The organism is Streptomyces sp. NBC_00341 (genome assembly GCF_041435055.1).
Taxonomy (GTDB): domain Bacteria; phylum Actinomycetota; class Actinomycetes; order Streptomycetales; family Streptomycetaceae; genus Streptomyces.
Genome location: NZ_CP108002.1, coordinates 2441273 through 2456169, shown reverse-complemented (window position 1 = coordinate 2456169; position 14897 = coordinate 2441273). Strand labels below are relative to the sequence as shown.

Annotated in this window: 16 protein-coding genes; 10 read left to right on the top strand and 6 right to left on the bottom strand. The window is 72.7% G+C overall.

The genetic code is table 11. The annotated features are described in order from the left end of the window. Positions 1–340: 340 nt before the first annotated feature. Positions 341–1381, bottom strand: a complete 1041-nt coding sequence (locus OG892_RS10920; protein WP_073735820.1) for an MBL fold metallo-hydrolase — start codon at positions 1379–1381, stop codon at positions 341–343. 118 nt (positions 1382–1499) lie between these two features. Beyond that, positions 1500–1871: a VOC family protein gene (locus tag OG892_RS10915; protein WP_371629004.1), complete on the bottom strand. Its 372-nt coding sequence runs from the start codon at positions 1869–1871 to the stop codon at positions 1500–1502. Between the two features lie 159 nt (positions 1872–2030). Here OG892_RS10915 and OG892_RS10910 point away from each other — a divergent pair, with 159 nt between their 5' ends. From OG892_RS10910 to OG892_RS10900, 3 genes are all read left to right on the top strand, one after another. After that, a complete protein-coding gene (locus tag OG892_RS10910; protein WP_073735818.1) occupies positions 2031–3494 on the top strand; it encodes an aldehyde dehydrogenase in 1464 nt (487 codons plus the stop codon). Then, complete coding sequence (locus OG892_RS10905) at positions 3494–3727, top strand: ferredoxin (protein ID WP_371629003.1); 234 nt, start codon at positions 3494–3496, stop codon at positions 3725–3727. Before OG892_RS10910 ends, OG892_RS10905 begins: the two co-directional genes overlap by 1 nt. A 95-nt stretch (positions 3728–3822) precedes the next feature. Then, positions 3823–4701, top strand: coding sequence for a hypothetical protein (locus OG892_RS10900; RefSeq protein WP_371629002.1), 879 nt, complete (start codon positions 3823–3825; stop codon positions 4699–4701). 52 nt (positions 4702–4753) lie between these two features. Here the strand turns inward: OG892_RS10900 and OG892_RS10895 are convergent, their stop codons facing one another. The 3 genes from OG892_RS10895 to OG892_RS10885 form a co-directional block, all read right to left on the bottom strand. Continuing rightward, the gene (locus OG892_RS10895; protein WP_328868486.1) at positions 4754–5398 is read right to left on the bottom strand and encodes a response regulator transcription factor; all 645 of its coding nucleotides are present in this window, start codon (positions 5396–5398) and stop codon (positions 4754–4756) included. 53 nt (positions 5399–5451) lie between these two features. Beyond that, complete coding sequence (locus tag OG892_RS10890; protein ID WP_328867233.1) at positions 5452–6789, bottom strand: sensor domain-containing protein; 1338 nt, start codon at positions 6787–6789, stop codon at positions 5452–5454. 70 nt (positions 6790–6859) lie between these two features. Next, positions 6860–7471, bottom strand: a complete 612-nt coding sequence (locus OG892_RS10885) for a TetR family transcriptional regulator (protein ID WP_073735814.1) — start codon at positions 7469–7471, stop codon at positions 6860–6862. A gap of 230 nt (positions 7472–7701) precedes the next feature. Between OG892_RS10885 and OG892_RS10880 the strand changes: the two genes are divergently transcribed. From OG892_RS10880 to OG892_RS10870, 3 genes are all read left to right on the top strand, one after another. Then, positions 7702–9042, top strand: coding sequence for a glycosyltransferase family 4 protein (locus OG892_RS10880; RefSeq protein WP_073735813.1), 1341 nt, complete (start codon positions 7702–7704; stop codon positions 9040–9042). 67 nt (positions 9043–9109) lie between these two features. Beyond that, positions 9110–9865 (top strand): class I SAM-dependent methyltransferase, encoded by a 756-nt coding sequence (locus OG892_RS10875; RefSeq protein ID WP_073735812.1) that lies wholly within the window; start codon positions 9110–9112, stop codon positions 9863–9865. Then, complete coding sequence (locus tag OG892_RS10870; RefSeq protein WP_371629001.1) at positions 9862–10935, top strand: prenyltransferase; 1074 nt, start codon at positions 9862–9864, stop codon at positions 10933–10935. The genes OG892_RS10875 and OG892_RS10870 overlap by 4 nt, the downstream gene beginning before the upstream one ends. A gap of 37 nt (positions 10936–10972) precedes the next feature. On the opposite strand, the gene OG892_RS10865 is transcribed toward OG892_RS10870, so the two are convergent. Continuing rightward, positions 10973–11263, bottom strand: a complete 291-nt coding sequence (locus OG892_RS10865) for a hypothetical protein (protein WP_073735810.1) — start codon at positions 11261–11263, stop codon at positions 10973–10975. Positions 11264–11405: 142 nt separating this feature from the next. Between OG892_RS10865 and OG892_RS10860 the strand changes: the two genes are divergently transcribed. The 4 genes from OG892_RS10860 (at position 11406) to OG892_RS10845 (ending at position 14897) form a co-directional block, all read left to right on the top strand. Next, a complete protein-coding gene (locus tag OG892_RS10860; RefSeq protein ID WP_371629000.1) occupies positions 11406–11960 on the top strand; it encodes a hypothetical protein in 555 nt (184 codons plus the stop codon). 40 nt (positions 11961–12000) lie between these two features. After that, positions 12001–12780: a maleylpyruvate isomerase family mycothiol-dependent enzyme gene (locus OG892_RS10855; RefSeq protein WP_371628999.1), complete on the top strand. Its 780-nt coding sequence runs from the start codon at positions 12001–12003 to the stop codon at positions 12778–12780. Positions 12781–12874: 94 nt separating this feature from the next. Beyond that, the gene (locus tag OG892_RS10850; RefSeq protein WP_371628998.1) at positions 12875–13921 is read left to right on the top strand and encodes a PHP domain-containing protein; all 1047 of its coding nucleotides are present in this window, start codon (positions 12875–12877) and stop codon (positions 13919–13921) included. A 175-nt stretch (positions 13922–14096) separates the two neighbouring features. Continuing rightward, positions 14097–14897, top strand: a complete 801-nt coding sequence (locus tag OG892_RS10845) for an SAM-dependent methyltransferase (RefSeq protein WP_073735806.1) — start codon at positions 14097–14099, stop codon at positions 14895–14897.

Sequence of the window (14897 nt, the reverse complement as noted above, 5' to 3'; positions counted from 1 at the left end):
CGGGCTCCGGCTCCGTATACCTCGACGGTGCCGGCCACCGGGGTCCCGATGGCACGAGCCGGTCACGACACGGACAGGGCATTCCGATCCCCGCCGACGGGGCGGTCACGGGATGGGGTCTCCCCTGCTCGAGCGAAGTCGAGAGCTCGGGGAAGGGTCAGTGCCGGATTCGCACCGGCTTCCCCCTGAACGGGCGTGATGACGACTCGCACACTCTACCGGGCGGGTACTGCGGGAGCCTGGACCGGGCGCCGCCGCCGGGGCGGCCCGTGGAGGGGGCCGCGCCGGTCCTCTCCGGGTAGCCCGGAGGCGCTCTTCCTCATCAGCCCGTTCCGCACCGTCACACCGCGACGAACGTCACCGGGCCGCTCCCCGCGACCGCCTCCGCGCGCCCCAGCTTCACCAGTCGGCGCACGTGTGCCTCGGCCTCCGAGACGGCGATGTTCCGCGATCCGTACGGGATCTGCTCCCAGGGGCGGTTCCACTCCATCCGCTCCGCCAGCTGCCACGGCGTGAGCGGTTCCGCCAGGAGTCCGAGGAGGCCGGTGAGGCGTTCCTCGTGGTGGTCGAGGAGTTCGCGGACACGGCCCGCCGCGTCCGCGAAGGCGTGCTGGTGGGCGGGCAGCACCTCGGCCACTCCGAGGCGGCCGATCCGTTCCAGGGAAGCGAGGTAGTCCCCGAGCGGGTCGGTCTCCGTCGCGCTGTCCGGGTCCTCGTAGAGGCCGACGTGCGGGCTGATGCCGGGGAGCAGGTGGTCGCCGGAGAAGAGGCGGCCGCGGCCGGGCAGATTGGCCGGGTGGTCCTCCTCCAGGTGCAGGCAGACATGGCCCGGCGTGTGGCCCGGGGTCCAGATCGCGCGCAACTCGCGGCCCGCCAGGTCCAGGAGCTCGCCGGGCACGATCTCGCGGTCCGGCAGCGCGGCCCGCAGACCGGGCAGGGTGCGCATCCGGCCGCCCTTCTCGCGGGCGGCCAGCAGCGGCGCGATGTGGTCCTCCGGGGCGCCGACCGTCGCCAGCTTCGCCGCGAGGTACGACAGCCAGGTGCCCGGCTCCGACTCCCGGGTGCGGCGGACGATCGCCGTGTCGGCGGCGTGCATCGCGATCCAGGCCCCGGACGCCTCGCGCACCTGGCCGGACAGTCCGTGGTGGTCGGGGTGGTGGTGGGTGATGACCACGCCGTGGATGTCGGTGATGTCCACGCCCACCGCCGTGAGCCCGGCCGTCAGGGTGTCCCAGGCCTCGGGGTCGTCCCAGCCGGTGTCGATCAGGACCGGGCCCCGGTCCGTGTCCAGGACATGGACCAGGGTGTGGCCCAACGGGTTGTCGGGGATGGGGACTTTGATGCTGTGGACGCCACCACCGTGGTTCATCACCTGCGTCATGGACTCCCCATCTCTTCGCGGTCTCGGCGGCGTGCTGGTCCCGGCCACGGCGCGCCGCGTCCACTGTAACGAGAACTTGTTCCAGTGGTAGCCCCGGTCGACTACCTGTCCGCACCGGTTACCCGGTCAGGGTGGACTTCGGCCGCACGACGCAGAATTCGTTGCCCTCGGGGTCCGCGAGCACGGTCCAGGACTCCTCGCCGGTCTGCCCGACGTCCGCGCGGCGCGCGCCGAGCGCGAGGATTCGCCCGATCTCCGCCTCCCCCTCGTCAGGGCCCGTGGTCAGGTCCAGGTGCAGGCGGTTCTTCACGGTCTTCGTCTCGGGTGCGGGCATGAAGCAGATGCCCACCGGGGCGTTCACGTCCGGTCCGATCACCACCTCCCGCTCCCGCTCGGAGAGGACGCGCCATTTGAGGACGGCGGCCCAGAAGCGGGCCAGGGCGGGCAGATCGTGTGCGTCGATGACGATGTGGTGGAGGGATGCGGTCATGGGAGCCAGTCTGCGTCGTCGTCCCGTGCTGCGGGAGTTGTCCCAGCCGTGGACTCCTGGAACTGGAACTGGTATCAGTTCTGACACAGAGTCAGATGCAGGACCGGTCCAGCAGGTCAACGAGTCGGGTCACATGCCGCGTCGCGGGAGGCAGCAGCCATGAGCGAGCTTGTCGAACACGGAAAACTGTTCATCGGCGGGGAGTTGGTCGATCCGCTCGGGCGGGAGGTCATCGAGGTCATCTCCCCGCACACCGAGCAGGTCATCGGCCGGGTGCCGCATGCCGCCGAGGGGGATGTGGACCGGGCCGTCGCCGCCGCCCGCCGGGCGTTCGACGAGGGGCCCTGGCCCCGGATGACACTGGACGAGCGGATCGCCGTCGTCACCCGGATCAAGGACGCGTTCGCCGTCCGGTACGAGGAGATCGCCCGGGTCATCAGCTCGGAGAACGGCACCCCGTACAGCTCCAGCGTCATGGTGCAGGCCCTCGCCGCGATGATGGTGTGGGACGCGGCGATCACCGTCGCCCGCACCTTCCCGTACGAGGAGCGCCGGGACGGGGCGCTCGGGCCGCTGCTGGTGCGCCGCGAGCCGGTCGGGGTGGTCGCGGCCGTCGTGCCGTGGAACGTGCCGCAGTTCACCGCCGCCGCCAAACTCGCGCCCGCGCTGCTGGCCGGGTGCTCGGCCGTCCTGAAGGTGTCGCCCGAATCGCCGCTGGACGCCTACATCCTGGCGGAGATCGTCGCGGAGGCCGGGCTGCCCGAGGGCGTGCTGTCGATCCTGCCTGCCGACCGCGAGGTCAGCGAGTACCTGGTCGGGCACCCCGGCGTCGACAAGGTCTCGTTCACCGGGTCCGTCGCCGCCGGACGGCGCGTCATGGAGGTCGCCTCGCGCAACCTCACCCGCGTCACCCTGGAGCTGGGCGGGAAGTCCGCCGCCGTGATCCTCCCCGACGCCGATCTCGACACCGCCGTCGCGGGCATCGTGCCCTTCGCCTGGATGATCAACGGGCAGGCCTGCGTGGCCCAGACCCGGATCCTGGTCCCGCGCTCCCGGTACGAGGAGACGGCCGAGGCGTTCGCCGCCGCCGCCGGTGCGCTGAAGGTCGGCGACCCGCTCGACCCGGCCACCGAACTCGGCCCCCTCGTCGCCCGTCGCCAGCAGCAGCGCTCCCTCGACTACATCCGGATCGGACAGGAGGAAGGCGCCAAGATCCTCACCGGCGGCGGGCGTCCGGCCTCGCAGGAGCGCGGCTGGTACGTCGAGCCGACGCTCTTCGGGGACGTCGACAACTCCATGCGCATCGCCCGCGAGGAGATCTTCGGCCCGGTCATCTGCCTGCTGCCGTACGGCGAAGAGGACGAGGCGGTGAAGATCGCCAACGACTCCGAGTACGGGCTCAGCGGCAGCGTCTGGACCGCCGACACCGAGCGCGGCATCGACATCGCCCGGCGGGTCAGGACCGGCACGTACAGCGTGAACACCTTCAGCCTCGACATGCTCGGACCGTTCGGCGGCTACAAGAACTCCGGCGTGGGAAGGGAGTTCGGGCCCGAGGGGTACGGGGAGTACTTCGAGCACAAGATGATCCATCTGCCCGCCGGGTACGGGGGAGCGTCCTGATGGGGGACCGGTGGAGCGTCGAGGTCGACCGCGGCGTCTGCATCGGCTCCGGGATGTGCGTCAACCACGCGCCGGACGGCTTCCGGCTGGACTCCGCCCGCCAGTCGCATCCCGTGGACCCGGAGACCGACGCCAACGAGCGGGTGCTCGCCGCGGCCGAGGGATGCCCGGTCGAGGCGATCACGGTCGCCCTGGCCGAGACCGGGGAAGTGGTGTTCCCGCCGGAGGAATGAGCCGTTCGGTGAGCCCTCGGGGTGTGGCAGGCCACACCCCGAGTGGATGGCGGACCGCAGTGACCGGGCGGGGGCACCGCGACAGAGTCATCAGCATGTCCACAACGACACCAACCACCACTGCGCCCGGTCCGTCCCGCACCGCGGACGTCCCCGTCCGCGCGGTCACCGTGCTCGCCGCTCTCGCCGCGGCTCTCGTCCCCGCCTTCGTCCTCGCCCCCGGACCGGTGGCCGGGAGCCTGTCGGGCGGTGGCTACGGCGGCCGGCGCGAGCTCGAAGACCGACTCTCCGCCTCGTTCGTCGACTACTGGGCGGCCGGTGAGCGGGGCTTTCCGCCCGGTCTGCGGGGCGTCGTCGACTACTGGTCCCGCTACCACCTGGTCAAGGCCGTGGTCGCCGCGCTCCTGCTGGCCGTGCTCGTCGCGCTCGGCCTGCTGCTCCGGAAGGCCTACCTGCGGGCCGGAGGGCTCACCGTGGGGAGGCGGGCCGCTCTCGCGTCCGCCGGGGCGGCCGTCACGGCGCTCGCGCTGTTCTCGCTGGCGATGGTGATGGCGAACGTCCAGGGGACGGTGGCGCCCTTCTCCTCGCTGCTGTCGATGCTGCCGCTCCACGCACCCCACGGGGTGCCGGCCGGCACGCTGGAGGAGATCAGGCGGCAACTGGCCGCCTACCCGGACGGCGGGCGGACCCCGCCTCCCGTCGAGGTGATGGTCAGCGACTTCGGGCGGTACCACGCCGTGCTCGCGGTGGCCGCGACGGCGGTGGCGCTCTGTGCCGCCGCGATCAGCGCGGTGTCGTGGCGGAGGTTCGCCGCGGCGGCGGCGTCCGACCGGCGGACCAGGCGCGTGCTCCGGTCGTCCGGGCTGCTCTGGGCCCTGATGGCGGCGGCCGTCGCCGTGATCGCCGTGGCGAACACGGCCACCACCGCAGACCCCGCCCCGGCGCTCCTGGCCTTCTTCGAAGGCGGCTGGTGAGGGGAGGCCCTCCGGCGTTGAGCCCTCAGGCGTTGAGGTGGGCCAGGAGCTCTCAGGCGTTGAGGTGGGCCAGGACGGCGAGCACCCGGCGGTGCCGGGTGTCGTCGGGCGGCAGGCCGAGCTTCGCGAAGACATTGCCGATGTGCTTCTCCACCGCGCTGCCGGAGAGCGCCAGGCGCCGGGCGATGGCCGTATTGGAATGGCCCTCGGCCATCAGCGCCAGCAACTGCCGTTCCCGCGCGGTCAGCTTCTCCAGCGGGTCGTCCCGTCGCTGCCGGGCCAGCAGCTGGGCGACGACCTGCGGGTCGAGCACCGTCGCGCCACCGGCGACACGGACCAGGGCGTCCAGGAACTCCTCGACCCTGGCGACCCGGTCCTTCAGCAGGTAGCCGACCGCGCCGGCCCCGTCCGCGAGCAGATCGGCGGCGTAGGACACCTCCACGTACTGGCTGAGCACCAGCACGGGGGCGCCGGGCAGCCGGCTGCGGGCGGTGGCCGCCGCCCGCAGCCCCTCGTCCGTATGCGTCGGCGGCATCCGCACATCGACGACCGACACGTCCGGGCGGTGCGTGAGCACCGCCTCGACCAGGGCGGGCCCGTCGCCGACCGCCGCCACCACCTCGTGACCGTCCTCCGAGAGCAGCCGCACCAGCCCCTCGCGCAGGAGCACCGCGTCATCGGCGACGACGATCCGCAGCGGCTCCCGCGGCGCGGGGACCACCGGTTCTCCCGGCGCCGCGCCGTCCCACATCAGTGACACGGGAGCTCCGCCGTGACCGTCGTCGGGCCGCCCTCCGGACTGTCCACCGTCAGCCGGCCGCCGACCGCCCGCGCCCGGTCGGCCAGACCCAGCAGCCCGTGTCCCTCGGCCGGCGCGGCGCCGCCCACCCCGTCGTCCGTCACCCGGACCCGCAGGACGCCCCCGGTGCGGCGCAGCCCGACCGTGCACCGGCGGGCCCGGCTGTGCTTGGCCACGTTCGTCAGGGCCTCTGCGACCACGAAGTACGCGGCCGTCTCGATACCGGGCTCCAGCCGGCCGGTCAGCGGAGCGGCGTCCAGCTCGGCGGGCACGACGCTGCGCGCGGCCAGGGCGCGCAGCGCCTCCCTGAGCCCCCGGTCGGTGAGGACCGGCGGGGCGATGCCCCGTGACAGCGCCCGCAGTTCGTCCAGGGCCTCCTGGGTCCGCAGGACCGCGTCCGCGAGTGCGGCCCTGACCAGTTCCGGTCTGCGGTCGAAGTGGTGCTGGGCGCGGCCCAGTTCCATCGCCAGCCGGACCAGCTGCTGCTGGGGCCCGTCGTGGATGTCCCGCTCCAGCCGCCGCAGCGCGGCGGTCTCCGCCGTCACCGCCGCGACGGCCTGCGCGCGGGCGGTGTCGCGCTCCTGCTCCAGTCCGCTGATCCTGCGGTGCAGCGCCGACATGTTCGACAGGAGCGCCTGCCCGAGCCCGGCCTGGACGGCGACGCACACCCGGGTCACCAGCGGCAGCGCCGACAGCATCAGCACGCCGACAGAGAGGGCGAACGCGATCCGCCCGGACGGTGACGTCAGGCCCAGGCTCAGCGCGACATGGGACCGGTCGCTGCCCGCGTACAGGGTCATCGGCCGCAGCGAGCCGGGCGCGACCTCGTTGCGCAGGGGGTACGTGACGGTCGCGAGCCCCACGAACCACCACAGCGCCGTCACCACCGAGGTGACCAGGACGACGGGGAGCACCAGCACCGCGTGCGCCACGTCGAGCCACAGCTCCGGGTCTGCCGCGCCGTCCGTCCCCTTCGACCTCGGCCGCCGGCCCGCGCCGCCCGCCCCGCCGGTCCGGGCGCGCACCGCGCCGATCCGCCACCACTCCAGATCACCGGGCCACCGGGCCAGCGCCAGGGCGCGGGCCGCGACGGGCGAACCGCTCGGCACCAGCGAACCGGCCGTTCCGGCACACAGGCCGCCGGCCACCAGCAGCAGACCGGCGCCCGCGCTCAGCGGCGCGGTGAGCAGGTACAGGGATTCCACGAGCGTGCGGCGCCCGGCGCGGACAGCGGGACCGACACCAGGCCGCCACCGGCCGGCGGCCACGGAGGGCAGCGACTCAGCCATGTCCTCAGCATAATCGCGCGGGCCGGCGGTACTCAGGCCCGACGGCCCGGCATGGAACAGGCCGGGCCGCTCAGCGGGGCGGGTCCGGTGAGGTCACGTCGATCAGCCGGCACACCGTCTCGATGTCTATCTTCACCTGCGCGATCGACGCCCGGCCGGACAGCCAGGTGATCAGCGCCGAGTGCCAGGTGTGCTCGATCACCCGGACGGCCGAGAGCTGCTCGGGCGTCGGGTGCTCAAGCCCCATCGAGTCCAGGATGATCGCGGTGGTGAGGCGCGAGACGGTGTCCACCTCGGGGCTCACGCTGCGGTCCGCGAAGGTCAGCGCGCGCACCATGGCGTCCGCCAGATGGGGTTCCCGCTGGAGTGCGCGGAACGCCCGCATCAGGGTGTCGGCGACCCGGTCCGCCGCGTCGGCCCCGGCCGGCGGGCGTTTGCGCAGCGTGCCGTGCATGTGCTGGAGCTGGTCCTGCATGGTGGCGACCAGCAGGTGGACCTTGGACGGGAAGTAGCGGTACAGGGTACCGAGCGCGACCCCGGCCGCCTCCGCCACCTCGCGCATCTGGACCGCCTCGAAACCGCCCCTGCTGGCGAGCTGCGCACTGGCGTGCAGGATGCGGCGGCGGCGGGCCTCCTGGCGTTCCGTCAGGGGCGGCGATGCCGGTCTGGCTTCCGCTGTCATGTGTCCCATCCCCGTGGCTTCTGTCCGCGACCGCGAGGACGCGAGGGCCGGTCCGGCGGCGCACAGCATGCCAGGGTGTCTGCCGTGGCGCGAATCACCTGATCCGGCCGTTGCACCGTCGCTACCTGCCGGTAGATTCGTAGCTCGTTGAACGATCCGGTCTATAACTTGTTCTAGATTAGCGTGAGCGGTTACGCTCCGGCGAACACGCAGTGAGAAGGGGGCCGAGTGTGACCGCTGAGGCCATAGAGTCGGGCCCCCGTACGGGCGTCGGTACGTCGGACACGGAAGCAGGCCCCGAAGGCGACCGGCCGCTGCGCATCGCACTCCTCACCTACAAGGGCAACCCCTTCTGCGGCGGCCAGGGCGTCTACGTACGCCACCTCGCCCGCGAACTCGCCCGGCTCGGCCACAGCGTCGAGGTCATCGGCGCCCAGCCCTACCCGGTGCTCGACGAGGGCGTCCCGCTCACCGAGCTGCCGAGCCTGGACCTCTACCGGCAGCCGGACCCCTTCCGCACCCCGAAGCTCGGCGAGTACCGGGACTGGATCGACGCCGCGGAGGTCGCCACCATGTGGACCGGCGGATTCCCCGAGCCGCTCACCTTCAGCCTGCGCGTCAGACGCCATCTCGCCGCCAGGCGCGGCGAGTTCGACGTCATTCACGACAACCAGACGCTCGGCTACGGGCTCCTCGCGGAGCTCGGCGCCCCCCTCGTCACCACCATCCACCACCCCATCACCGTCGACCGGCAGCTCGACCTGGCCGCCGCGCCGAACCGCCGCCGCCGCGCCTCCGTACGCCGCTGGTACGCCTTCACCCGGATGCAGAAGCGGGTCGCGCGCCGACTGCCGTCCGTACTCACCGTCTCCGGCTCCTCCAAGCAGGAGATCGTCGAGCACCTCGGGGTGGACCCCGGCCGCGTCCACGTCGTGCACATCGGCGCCGACACGGAGCTGTGGTCACCCGACCCCGCCGTCGAAGAGGTCGAGGGCCGGATCGTCACCACCTCCAGCGCCGACGTACCGCTCAAGGGCCTCGTCCACCTGGTCGAGGCGCTCGCCAAGCTCCGCACCGAGAACCCCGCGGCGCACCTCGTGGTCGTCGGACGGCGGGCCGAGGACGGGCCCGTCGCGCGGGCCATCGAGCGACACGGGCTCGGGGACGCCGTCGAGTTCGTCAAGGGCATCAGCGACGCCGAACTCGTCGACCTGGTGCGCGGCGCCCAGATCGCCTGCGTCCCCTCGCTGTACGAGGGCTTCTCACTGCCCGCCGCCGAGGCCATGGCCACCGGCACCCCGCTCGTCGCGACCACCGGCGGAGCCATCCCCGAGGTCGCGGGCCCGGACGGCGAGACCTGCCTGGCCGTGCCGCCCGCCGACGCCGGGGCGCTGGCCGACGCGCTGGGCCGGCTGCTCCGGGACCCCGCGCTGCGCGAGCGGCTCGGGGCGGCGGGCCGCGCCCGGGTCCTCGCCCGGTTCACCTGGAAGCAGGCGGCGATCGGTACCGCCGCCCTCTACCGGGAGGCCATCGCCGCCCGCGCCGCCACCCGGCCCGACGGCCGCCGCTGACTCCGCACCGCCCCGGACGCCCCGGCGTCCCGCCCCCTTCGAACCCCGACCGCGAAAGCAGGCATTCGTGCTGACCGTGGATTTCACCCGCTTCCCGCTCGCCGCAGGTGACCGAGTGCTCGACCTGGGCTGCGGCGCCGGACGCCACGCCTTCGAGTGCTACCGGCGCGGCGCCCAGGTGGTGGCTCTCGACCAGAACGGCGAGGAGATCCGCGAGGTCGCGAAGTGGTTCGCCGCGATGAAGGAGGCCGGTGAGGCCCCCGACGGCGCCACCGCCACCGCGATGGAGGGCGACGCGCTCAACCTGCCGTTCCCCGACGAGTCCTTCGACGTCGTGATCATCTCCGAGGTGATGGAGCACATCCCCGACGACAAGGGCGTGCTCGCCGAGATGGTCCGGGTGCTCAGGCCCGGCGGCCGGATCGCGGTCACGGTGCCGCGCTACGGCCCCGAGAAGATCTGCTGGACGCTCTCCGACGCCTACCACGAGGTCGAGGGCGGCCACATCCGCATCTACAAGGCGGAGGAGCTCCTCGCCCGGATGCGCGGCGCCGGCCTCAAGCCGTACGGCACCCACCACGCGCACGCGCTGCACTCGCCCTACTGGTGGCTGAAGTGCGCCTTCGGCGTCGACAACGAGAAGGCGCTGCCCGTACGGGCGTACCACAAGCTGCTCGTCTGGGACATCATGAAGAAGCCGATGGCGACCCGGGTCGCCGAGCAGCTGCTCAACCCGGTCGTCGGCAAGAGCTTCGTCGCCTACGCGACCAAGCCGCACCTGCCCGCCGCCGCGGCCACCGACGCCGTCAGGGCACAGGCGTGACACTTCCCGAGCGGACCGAACACCTCGTGCTGCCCGGAGTGCTCACCGCCGGGCAGGCCACCGAGACCGTCGCCGCGCTGCTCACGGTGCAGCGCGAGGACGGCGCGCTGCCCTGGTTCCGCGGGCACCACCTCGACCCTTGGGACCACACGGAGGCCGCCATGGCGCTGGACGCCGCGGGCGAGCACGAGGCCGCGGAACGCGCGTACGAGTGGCTGGCCCGCCACCAGAACAGCGACGGCTCCTGGTACGCCGCCTACCACGACGGCGACCCGGAGCGGCCGACCGACCGCGGCCTGGAGACCAACTTCTGCGCGTACGTGGCCGTCGGCGTCTGGCACCACTACCTGGCCACCGGCGACGACGCGTTCGTCGACCGGATGTGGCCGACCGTCTTCGCCGCCGTCGAGTTCGTGCTGAAGCTCCAGCAGCCCGGCGGCCAGATCGGCTGGAAGCAGGAGGCCGACGGCACCCCGGTGACGGACGCGCTGCTGACCGGCTGCTCCTCCATCCACCAGGCGCTGCGCTGCGCGCTCGCCATCGCGGAACGCCGCGAGGAGCCGCAGCCCGACTGGGAGCTGGCCACCGGCGCACTCGGCCACGCGATCCGCAGCCACCCGGAACGCTTCCTGGACAAGAGCCACTACTCGATGGACTGGTACTACCCGGTCCTCGGCGGCGCGCTCGAAGGACCGGCGGCCACCAAGCGGATCGCGGAGGGCTGGGACCGCTTCGTCGTCCCGGGCCTCGGCGTGCGCTGTGTGCTGCCCAACCCCTGGGTGACGGGAGGCGAGAGCTGCGAACTGGCCCTGGCGCTCTGGGTGATGGGCGAGTCCGACCGGGCTCTGGAGATCCTCCAGTCCATCCAGCACCTGCGGGCCGGGGACGGGATGTACTGGACGGGGTACGTCTTCGAGGGCAACCGGGCCTTCTGGCCGGAGGAGCGCACGGCCTGGACCGCCGGTTCGCTGCTGTTGGCGGTGGCCGCGCTCGGTGGGGACGAGGCGACCACCGCGGTCTTCAGCGGGGAGCGGCTGCCGAAGGGGCTGGAGCCGGACTGCTGCGGCTGATCAGCCGCAGCCCGGAAGTCTGTGGGGACCGCCGGTGTCAGCGGCGGATGCGGCCGGCGACCGCGTGCCCGATGAACAGGTACACGACGGCTGCGAGGCCGTAACCGGCGACGACCCTGGCCCAGGCCTCGTCGAAGGTGAACAGGTCGTACGACCAGCCGGCGAGCCAGCGGGCGGTGTGCCGAACGAACTCGACCAGGCCGTTGTCCGGGTTGGCGTCGAGCAGGTACATCAGGATCCACAGGATGATGATGAACGCCATGATGTCGGCCACTACGGCTATGACACGTGCTGCGGTGCTGCTTCCGTTGCCTCTTGAGTACGACATGGACTGCGGATTGCCGCTTTCCGCGGAGTGAAACCCGGACGGCGCTCCCCGGTGGCGGGGCGCGCCGGCCGGAGCCAGCCTTGCGGGGAGGGTGCCGGGTCCCGGCACCCTGCTGTGATGTGCCCGGCCAGGGAGGCCCGCCGTGCCCCGTACCGTACCGCTCCGCCGTCTGTTCCTGGCGCTGCTGCTGTCCTGCGCCGTGCTGGCGGGAACCACCGCGTGCGGCGGCGACGACGACAGCGGGGCGAGCAGCAGTTCGGCGTCGCCCACCGGTACCTCGTCGGCCGAGGCGCAGAAGTTCGCCAAGACCCGGTTCGTCACCAACGCCGGGCTGGCCGCGGGCGCCACCTACCAGTGGGTCGTCAAGCCGTACCGGGCCGGCAAGTTCAAGAAGGGCACCGACGGGCGGACCTTCGCGCTCGTCAAGGCCGGGCTCGCGGGCGGCTTCGCCTACAACCGGCTCAAGGCCGCCACCGAGAACGCCAAGGGCGACCCGCTCCTCTCGAAGGCCGTCGCACCGCTGACCGCGGGGATCGCCTCGCTCAAGGGCCTGGCCACCAAGCTCCGCAAGGGCGAGGCGGGAGCGGGCGACATCGGCGCCTTCGAGAGCGTCATCAGCTCCGTCAAGGACGCCGGGAAGAGCGCGGGCGCCGAGGTGAAGGACAAGGTCCCGTCCACCTCGCAGCTCGGCGGATAACTGCTGGGTCCGGTGCCGCGGCAGCCCTTAGGCTGCGGGCATGACCCCTCTCACGCATGAGCGCTACTGCGACGAAATCGTTCTGAGAACCGACGCGTTGAGGTACGCGGTGGCCGACGGCGACCTCGACGCGAGGGTACCGACCTGTCCCGAATGGACGCTGCGCGATCTCGCCGTCCACGTCGGCGGCGCCCAGCGCTGGGCCGGTGAGATCGTGCGCACCCGGGCCACGGAGGAGGTCCCGGAGGAGCGGGTGCCGCACTTCACGCCGGACGGCGACGACCCCGCGGTGCTGGACGCCTGGCTGGCCGAGGGGGCGGCGCGGACCGCCGGAGTACTGCGGGAGGCGGGGCCGGAGCTGCCGGTCTGGTCCTGGTCCTGGGAGCACAGCGCCGGATTCTGGGCCCGGCGCATGGCGATCGAGACCGTCGTCCACCAGGCGGACGCGGCCCTGACCGCGAAGGTGCCCTACGCGATGGCCCCGGACCTGGCGGCGGACACCATCGACGAGTGGCTGGACATCGTCGCCTTCGCCGCGAGCTCCGGATACGACCCGCAGGCGGCGGAGCTGCGCGGTGGCGGGCGCTCCATCCATCTGCACGCCACCGACGCCCCCGGTGCCGAATGGCTCATCGAGTTCGGCGAGGACGGCTTCACCTGGCGCCGCGCGCACGAGAAGGCGACCGTGGCCCTGCGGGGGCCGCTCACCGACGTGATGCTGGTCTTCAACCGCCGGCTGGCCCCGGACAGCGACCGGGTCGAGGTCCTGGGCGACGCGGAGCTGCTGGACTTCTGGCTGGCGCGGTCGTCCTTCGGCTGACGGGCTCACGCACCCGGCCCGGCCGGTGTGCGGGCCGGGCGCCGCTGCGCCAAGCTGGAACGGCAGCCCGTCCCCGTCCGGCGAGGAGGTTTCGATGGACCCGGTCAGGGCTCTGGAGCGGATCGCCTTCCTGCTGGAACGCGGCGGGGCCGGCACCTACCGCGTACAGGCCTTCCGCACGGCCGCCCGCACCGTCGCCGCCATGGCCGAGGGGGAGGCCGTCCAGCGGGTGACGAACGGCTCGCTGGAGCGGGTCAAGGGCATCGGCCCCAGGACCGCGCAGGTCATCCGGGAGGCGGTGGCCGGAGAGCTGCCCGGCTACCTGGAGGGGCTGGAGACCGAGGCCCAGGAGCACGGACCGCTCGCGGAGGGCGGCGAGCGGCTGCTCGCGCTGCTGCGCGGCGACTGCCATCTGCACTCCGACTGGTCGGACGGCGGCAGCCCGATCGAGGAGATGGGCCGTAGGGCGGCGGAGCTCGGCCACGACTGGGCGGTGCTCACCGACCACTCGCCCCGGCTGACGGTCGCCAACGGGCTCTCGCCGGAACGGCTGCGGGAACAGCTCGACGTGGTGGACGAACTCAACGAGCGCTGGGCGCCGTTCCGGCTGCTCACCGGCATCGAGTGCGATATCAACCTCGACGGCACCCTCGACCAGGAGGACGAGCTGCTGGACCGGCTGGACCTGGTGGTCGTCTCCGTCCACTCCAAACTGCGGATGGACCCCGGACCGATGACCCGGCGGCTGCTCGCCGCCGTCCGCCATCCCCGGGCCAACGTCCTCGGCCACTGCACCGGGCGCCTGGTCACCGGCCGGGGCCGCCCGGAGTCGCGGTTCGACGCGGACGAGGTCTTCGCCGCCTGCGCGGAGGCGGGCACGGCGGTGGAGATCAACTGCAGACCCGAGCGGCTCGACCCGCCCCGGCGGCTGCTGCGCCAAGCCGTGGACGCGGGGACCCTGTTCGCCATCGACACCGACGCGCACGCACCCGGACAGCTGGACTGGCAGGCCTACGGCTGCGCCCGCGCGGAGGAGTGCGGCGTCCCGGCGGAGCGCGTCGTCACGACGTGGACGGCGGACGAACTCCTCGACTGGACCCGCGAGGGCCGGGCCCCGGCCGGTGCGCGGGCGGATTCCTGAGGCCGCGACCGGAGGGGGCGGGGCTCCGCCCCGCCATGGACGGTCCTCGGACTCCGGTGCCACGTACGGGAGTTGCTTCCTTACCGGGCTGGTGCGGACGTTGCCGGTGAGGAAGCATGGGCATGCGCGGTACGGGGACCGTCCGCGCAGCCGATGTGTGATGTGAAGAGGGCCGATGACTGACGAGCAGGGCATCCGGACGCCGGTGGACGGAATCGACACGGGCACGCCGCATTCGGCGCGGGTGTGGAACTACTGGCTGGGCGGCAAGGACAACTACGATGCGGACCGCCGGCTCGGCGCGACGATGGAGGAGCTGTACCCGCAGATCATCGACATAGCGCGCGCCTCCCGGGCGTTCCAGGCGCGTGCGGTGCGCTATCTGGCGGGGGAGGCGGGGATACGGCAGTTCCTCGATCTCGGCACCGGTCTGCCGACGGCGAACGCGACGCACGAGATCGCCCAGGACGCCGAGCCGACGGCACGCATCGTGTACGTGGACAACGACCCGATCGTCCTGGCGCACGCCCGTGCCCTGCTGACCAGCCGGCCCGAAGGGGCGACGGACTATGTGCACGCGGACCTGACCGACGCGAAGACGGTGCTGCGCGAGGCCGCCCGGACACTCGACCTCGACAAGCCGGTGGCCGTGATGCTGCTCTCGACGCTGGGGCACGTCGCGGACTCGGGCGAGGCGGCGGCGCTGCTCCGCAGCTACCTGGACGAGCTGCCCGCCGGCAGCTGTCTGATGCTGTGCGACACCATCGGAACTCCGGAGACCGAGGCCGCATCCGAGGAGTACGCCACTGGCGGCGCCATGCCGTACATCTCGCGCCCCAAGGAGATCATGGCGACCTTCGCGGACGGACTCGATCTGGTGGAGCCCGGCTTCGGCTCGATCAGCCTGTGGCGCCCGGAGGAGCCCCTTGTCGGTGAGCCGGTCGACCAGTGGGGATTCGTGGCCGTGAAGCGGTAG

Bases quoted from the DNA above. Each gene is read 5' to 3' on its own strand.
- OG892_RS10920 (WP_073735820.1), bottom strand. From the start codon at position 1,381: ATGACGCAGGTGATGAACCACGGTGGTGGCGTCCACAGCATCAAAGTC.
- OG892_RS10915 (WP_371629004.1), bottom strand. From the start codon at position 1,871: ATGACCGCATCCCTCCACCACATCGTCATCGACGCACACGATCTGCCC.
- OG892_RS10910 (WP_073735818.1), top strand. From the start codon at position 2,031: ATGAGCGAGCTTGTCGAACACGGAAAACTGTTCATCGGCGGGGAGTTG.
- OG892_RS10905 (WP_371629003.1), top strand. From the start codon at position 3,494: ATGGGGGACCGGTGGAGCGTCGAGGTCGACCGCGGCGTCTGCATCGGC.
- OG892_RS10900 (WP_371629002.1), top strand. From the start codon at position 3,823: ATGTCCACAACGACACCAACCACCACTGCGCCCGGTCCGTCCCGCACC.
- OG892_RS10890 (WP_328867233.1), bottom strand. From the start codon at position 6,789: ATGGCTGAGTCGCTGCCCTCCGTGGCCGCCGGCCGGTGGCGGCCTGGT.
- OG892_RS10885 (WP_073735814.1), bottom strand. From the start codon at position 7,471: ATGACAGCGGAAGCCAGACCGGCATCGCCGCCCCTGACGGAACGCCAG.
- OG892_RS10865 (WP_073735810.1), bottom strand. From the start codon at position 11,263: ATGTCGTACTCAAGAGGCAACGGAAGCAGCACCGCAGCACGTGTCATA.
- OG892_RS10855 (WP_371628999.1), top strand. From the start codon at position 12,001: ATGACCCCTCTCACGCATGAGCGCTACTGCGACGAAATCGTTCTGAGA.
- OG892_RS10850 (WP_371628998.1), top strand. From the start codon at position 12,875: ATGGACCCGGTCAGGGCTCTGGAGCGGATCGCCTTCCTGCTGGAACGC.
- OG892_RS10845 (WP_073735806.1), top strand. From the start codon at position 14,097: ATGACTGACGAGCAGGGCATCCGGACGCCGGTGGACGGAATCGACACG.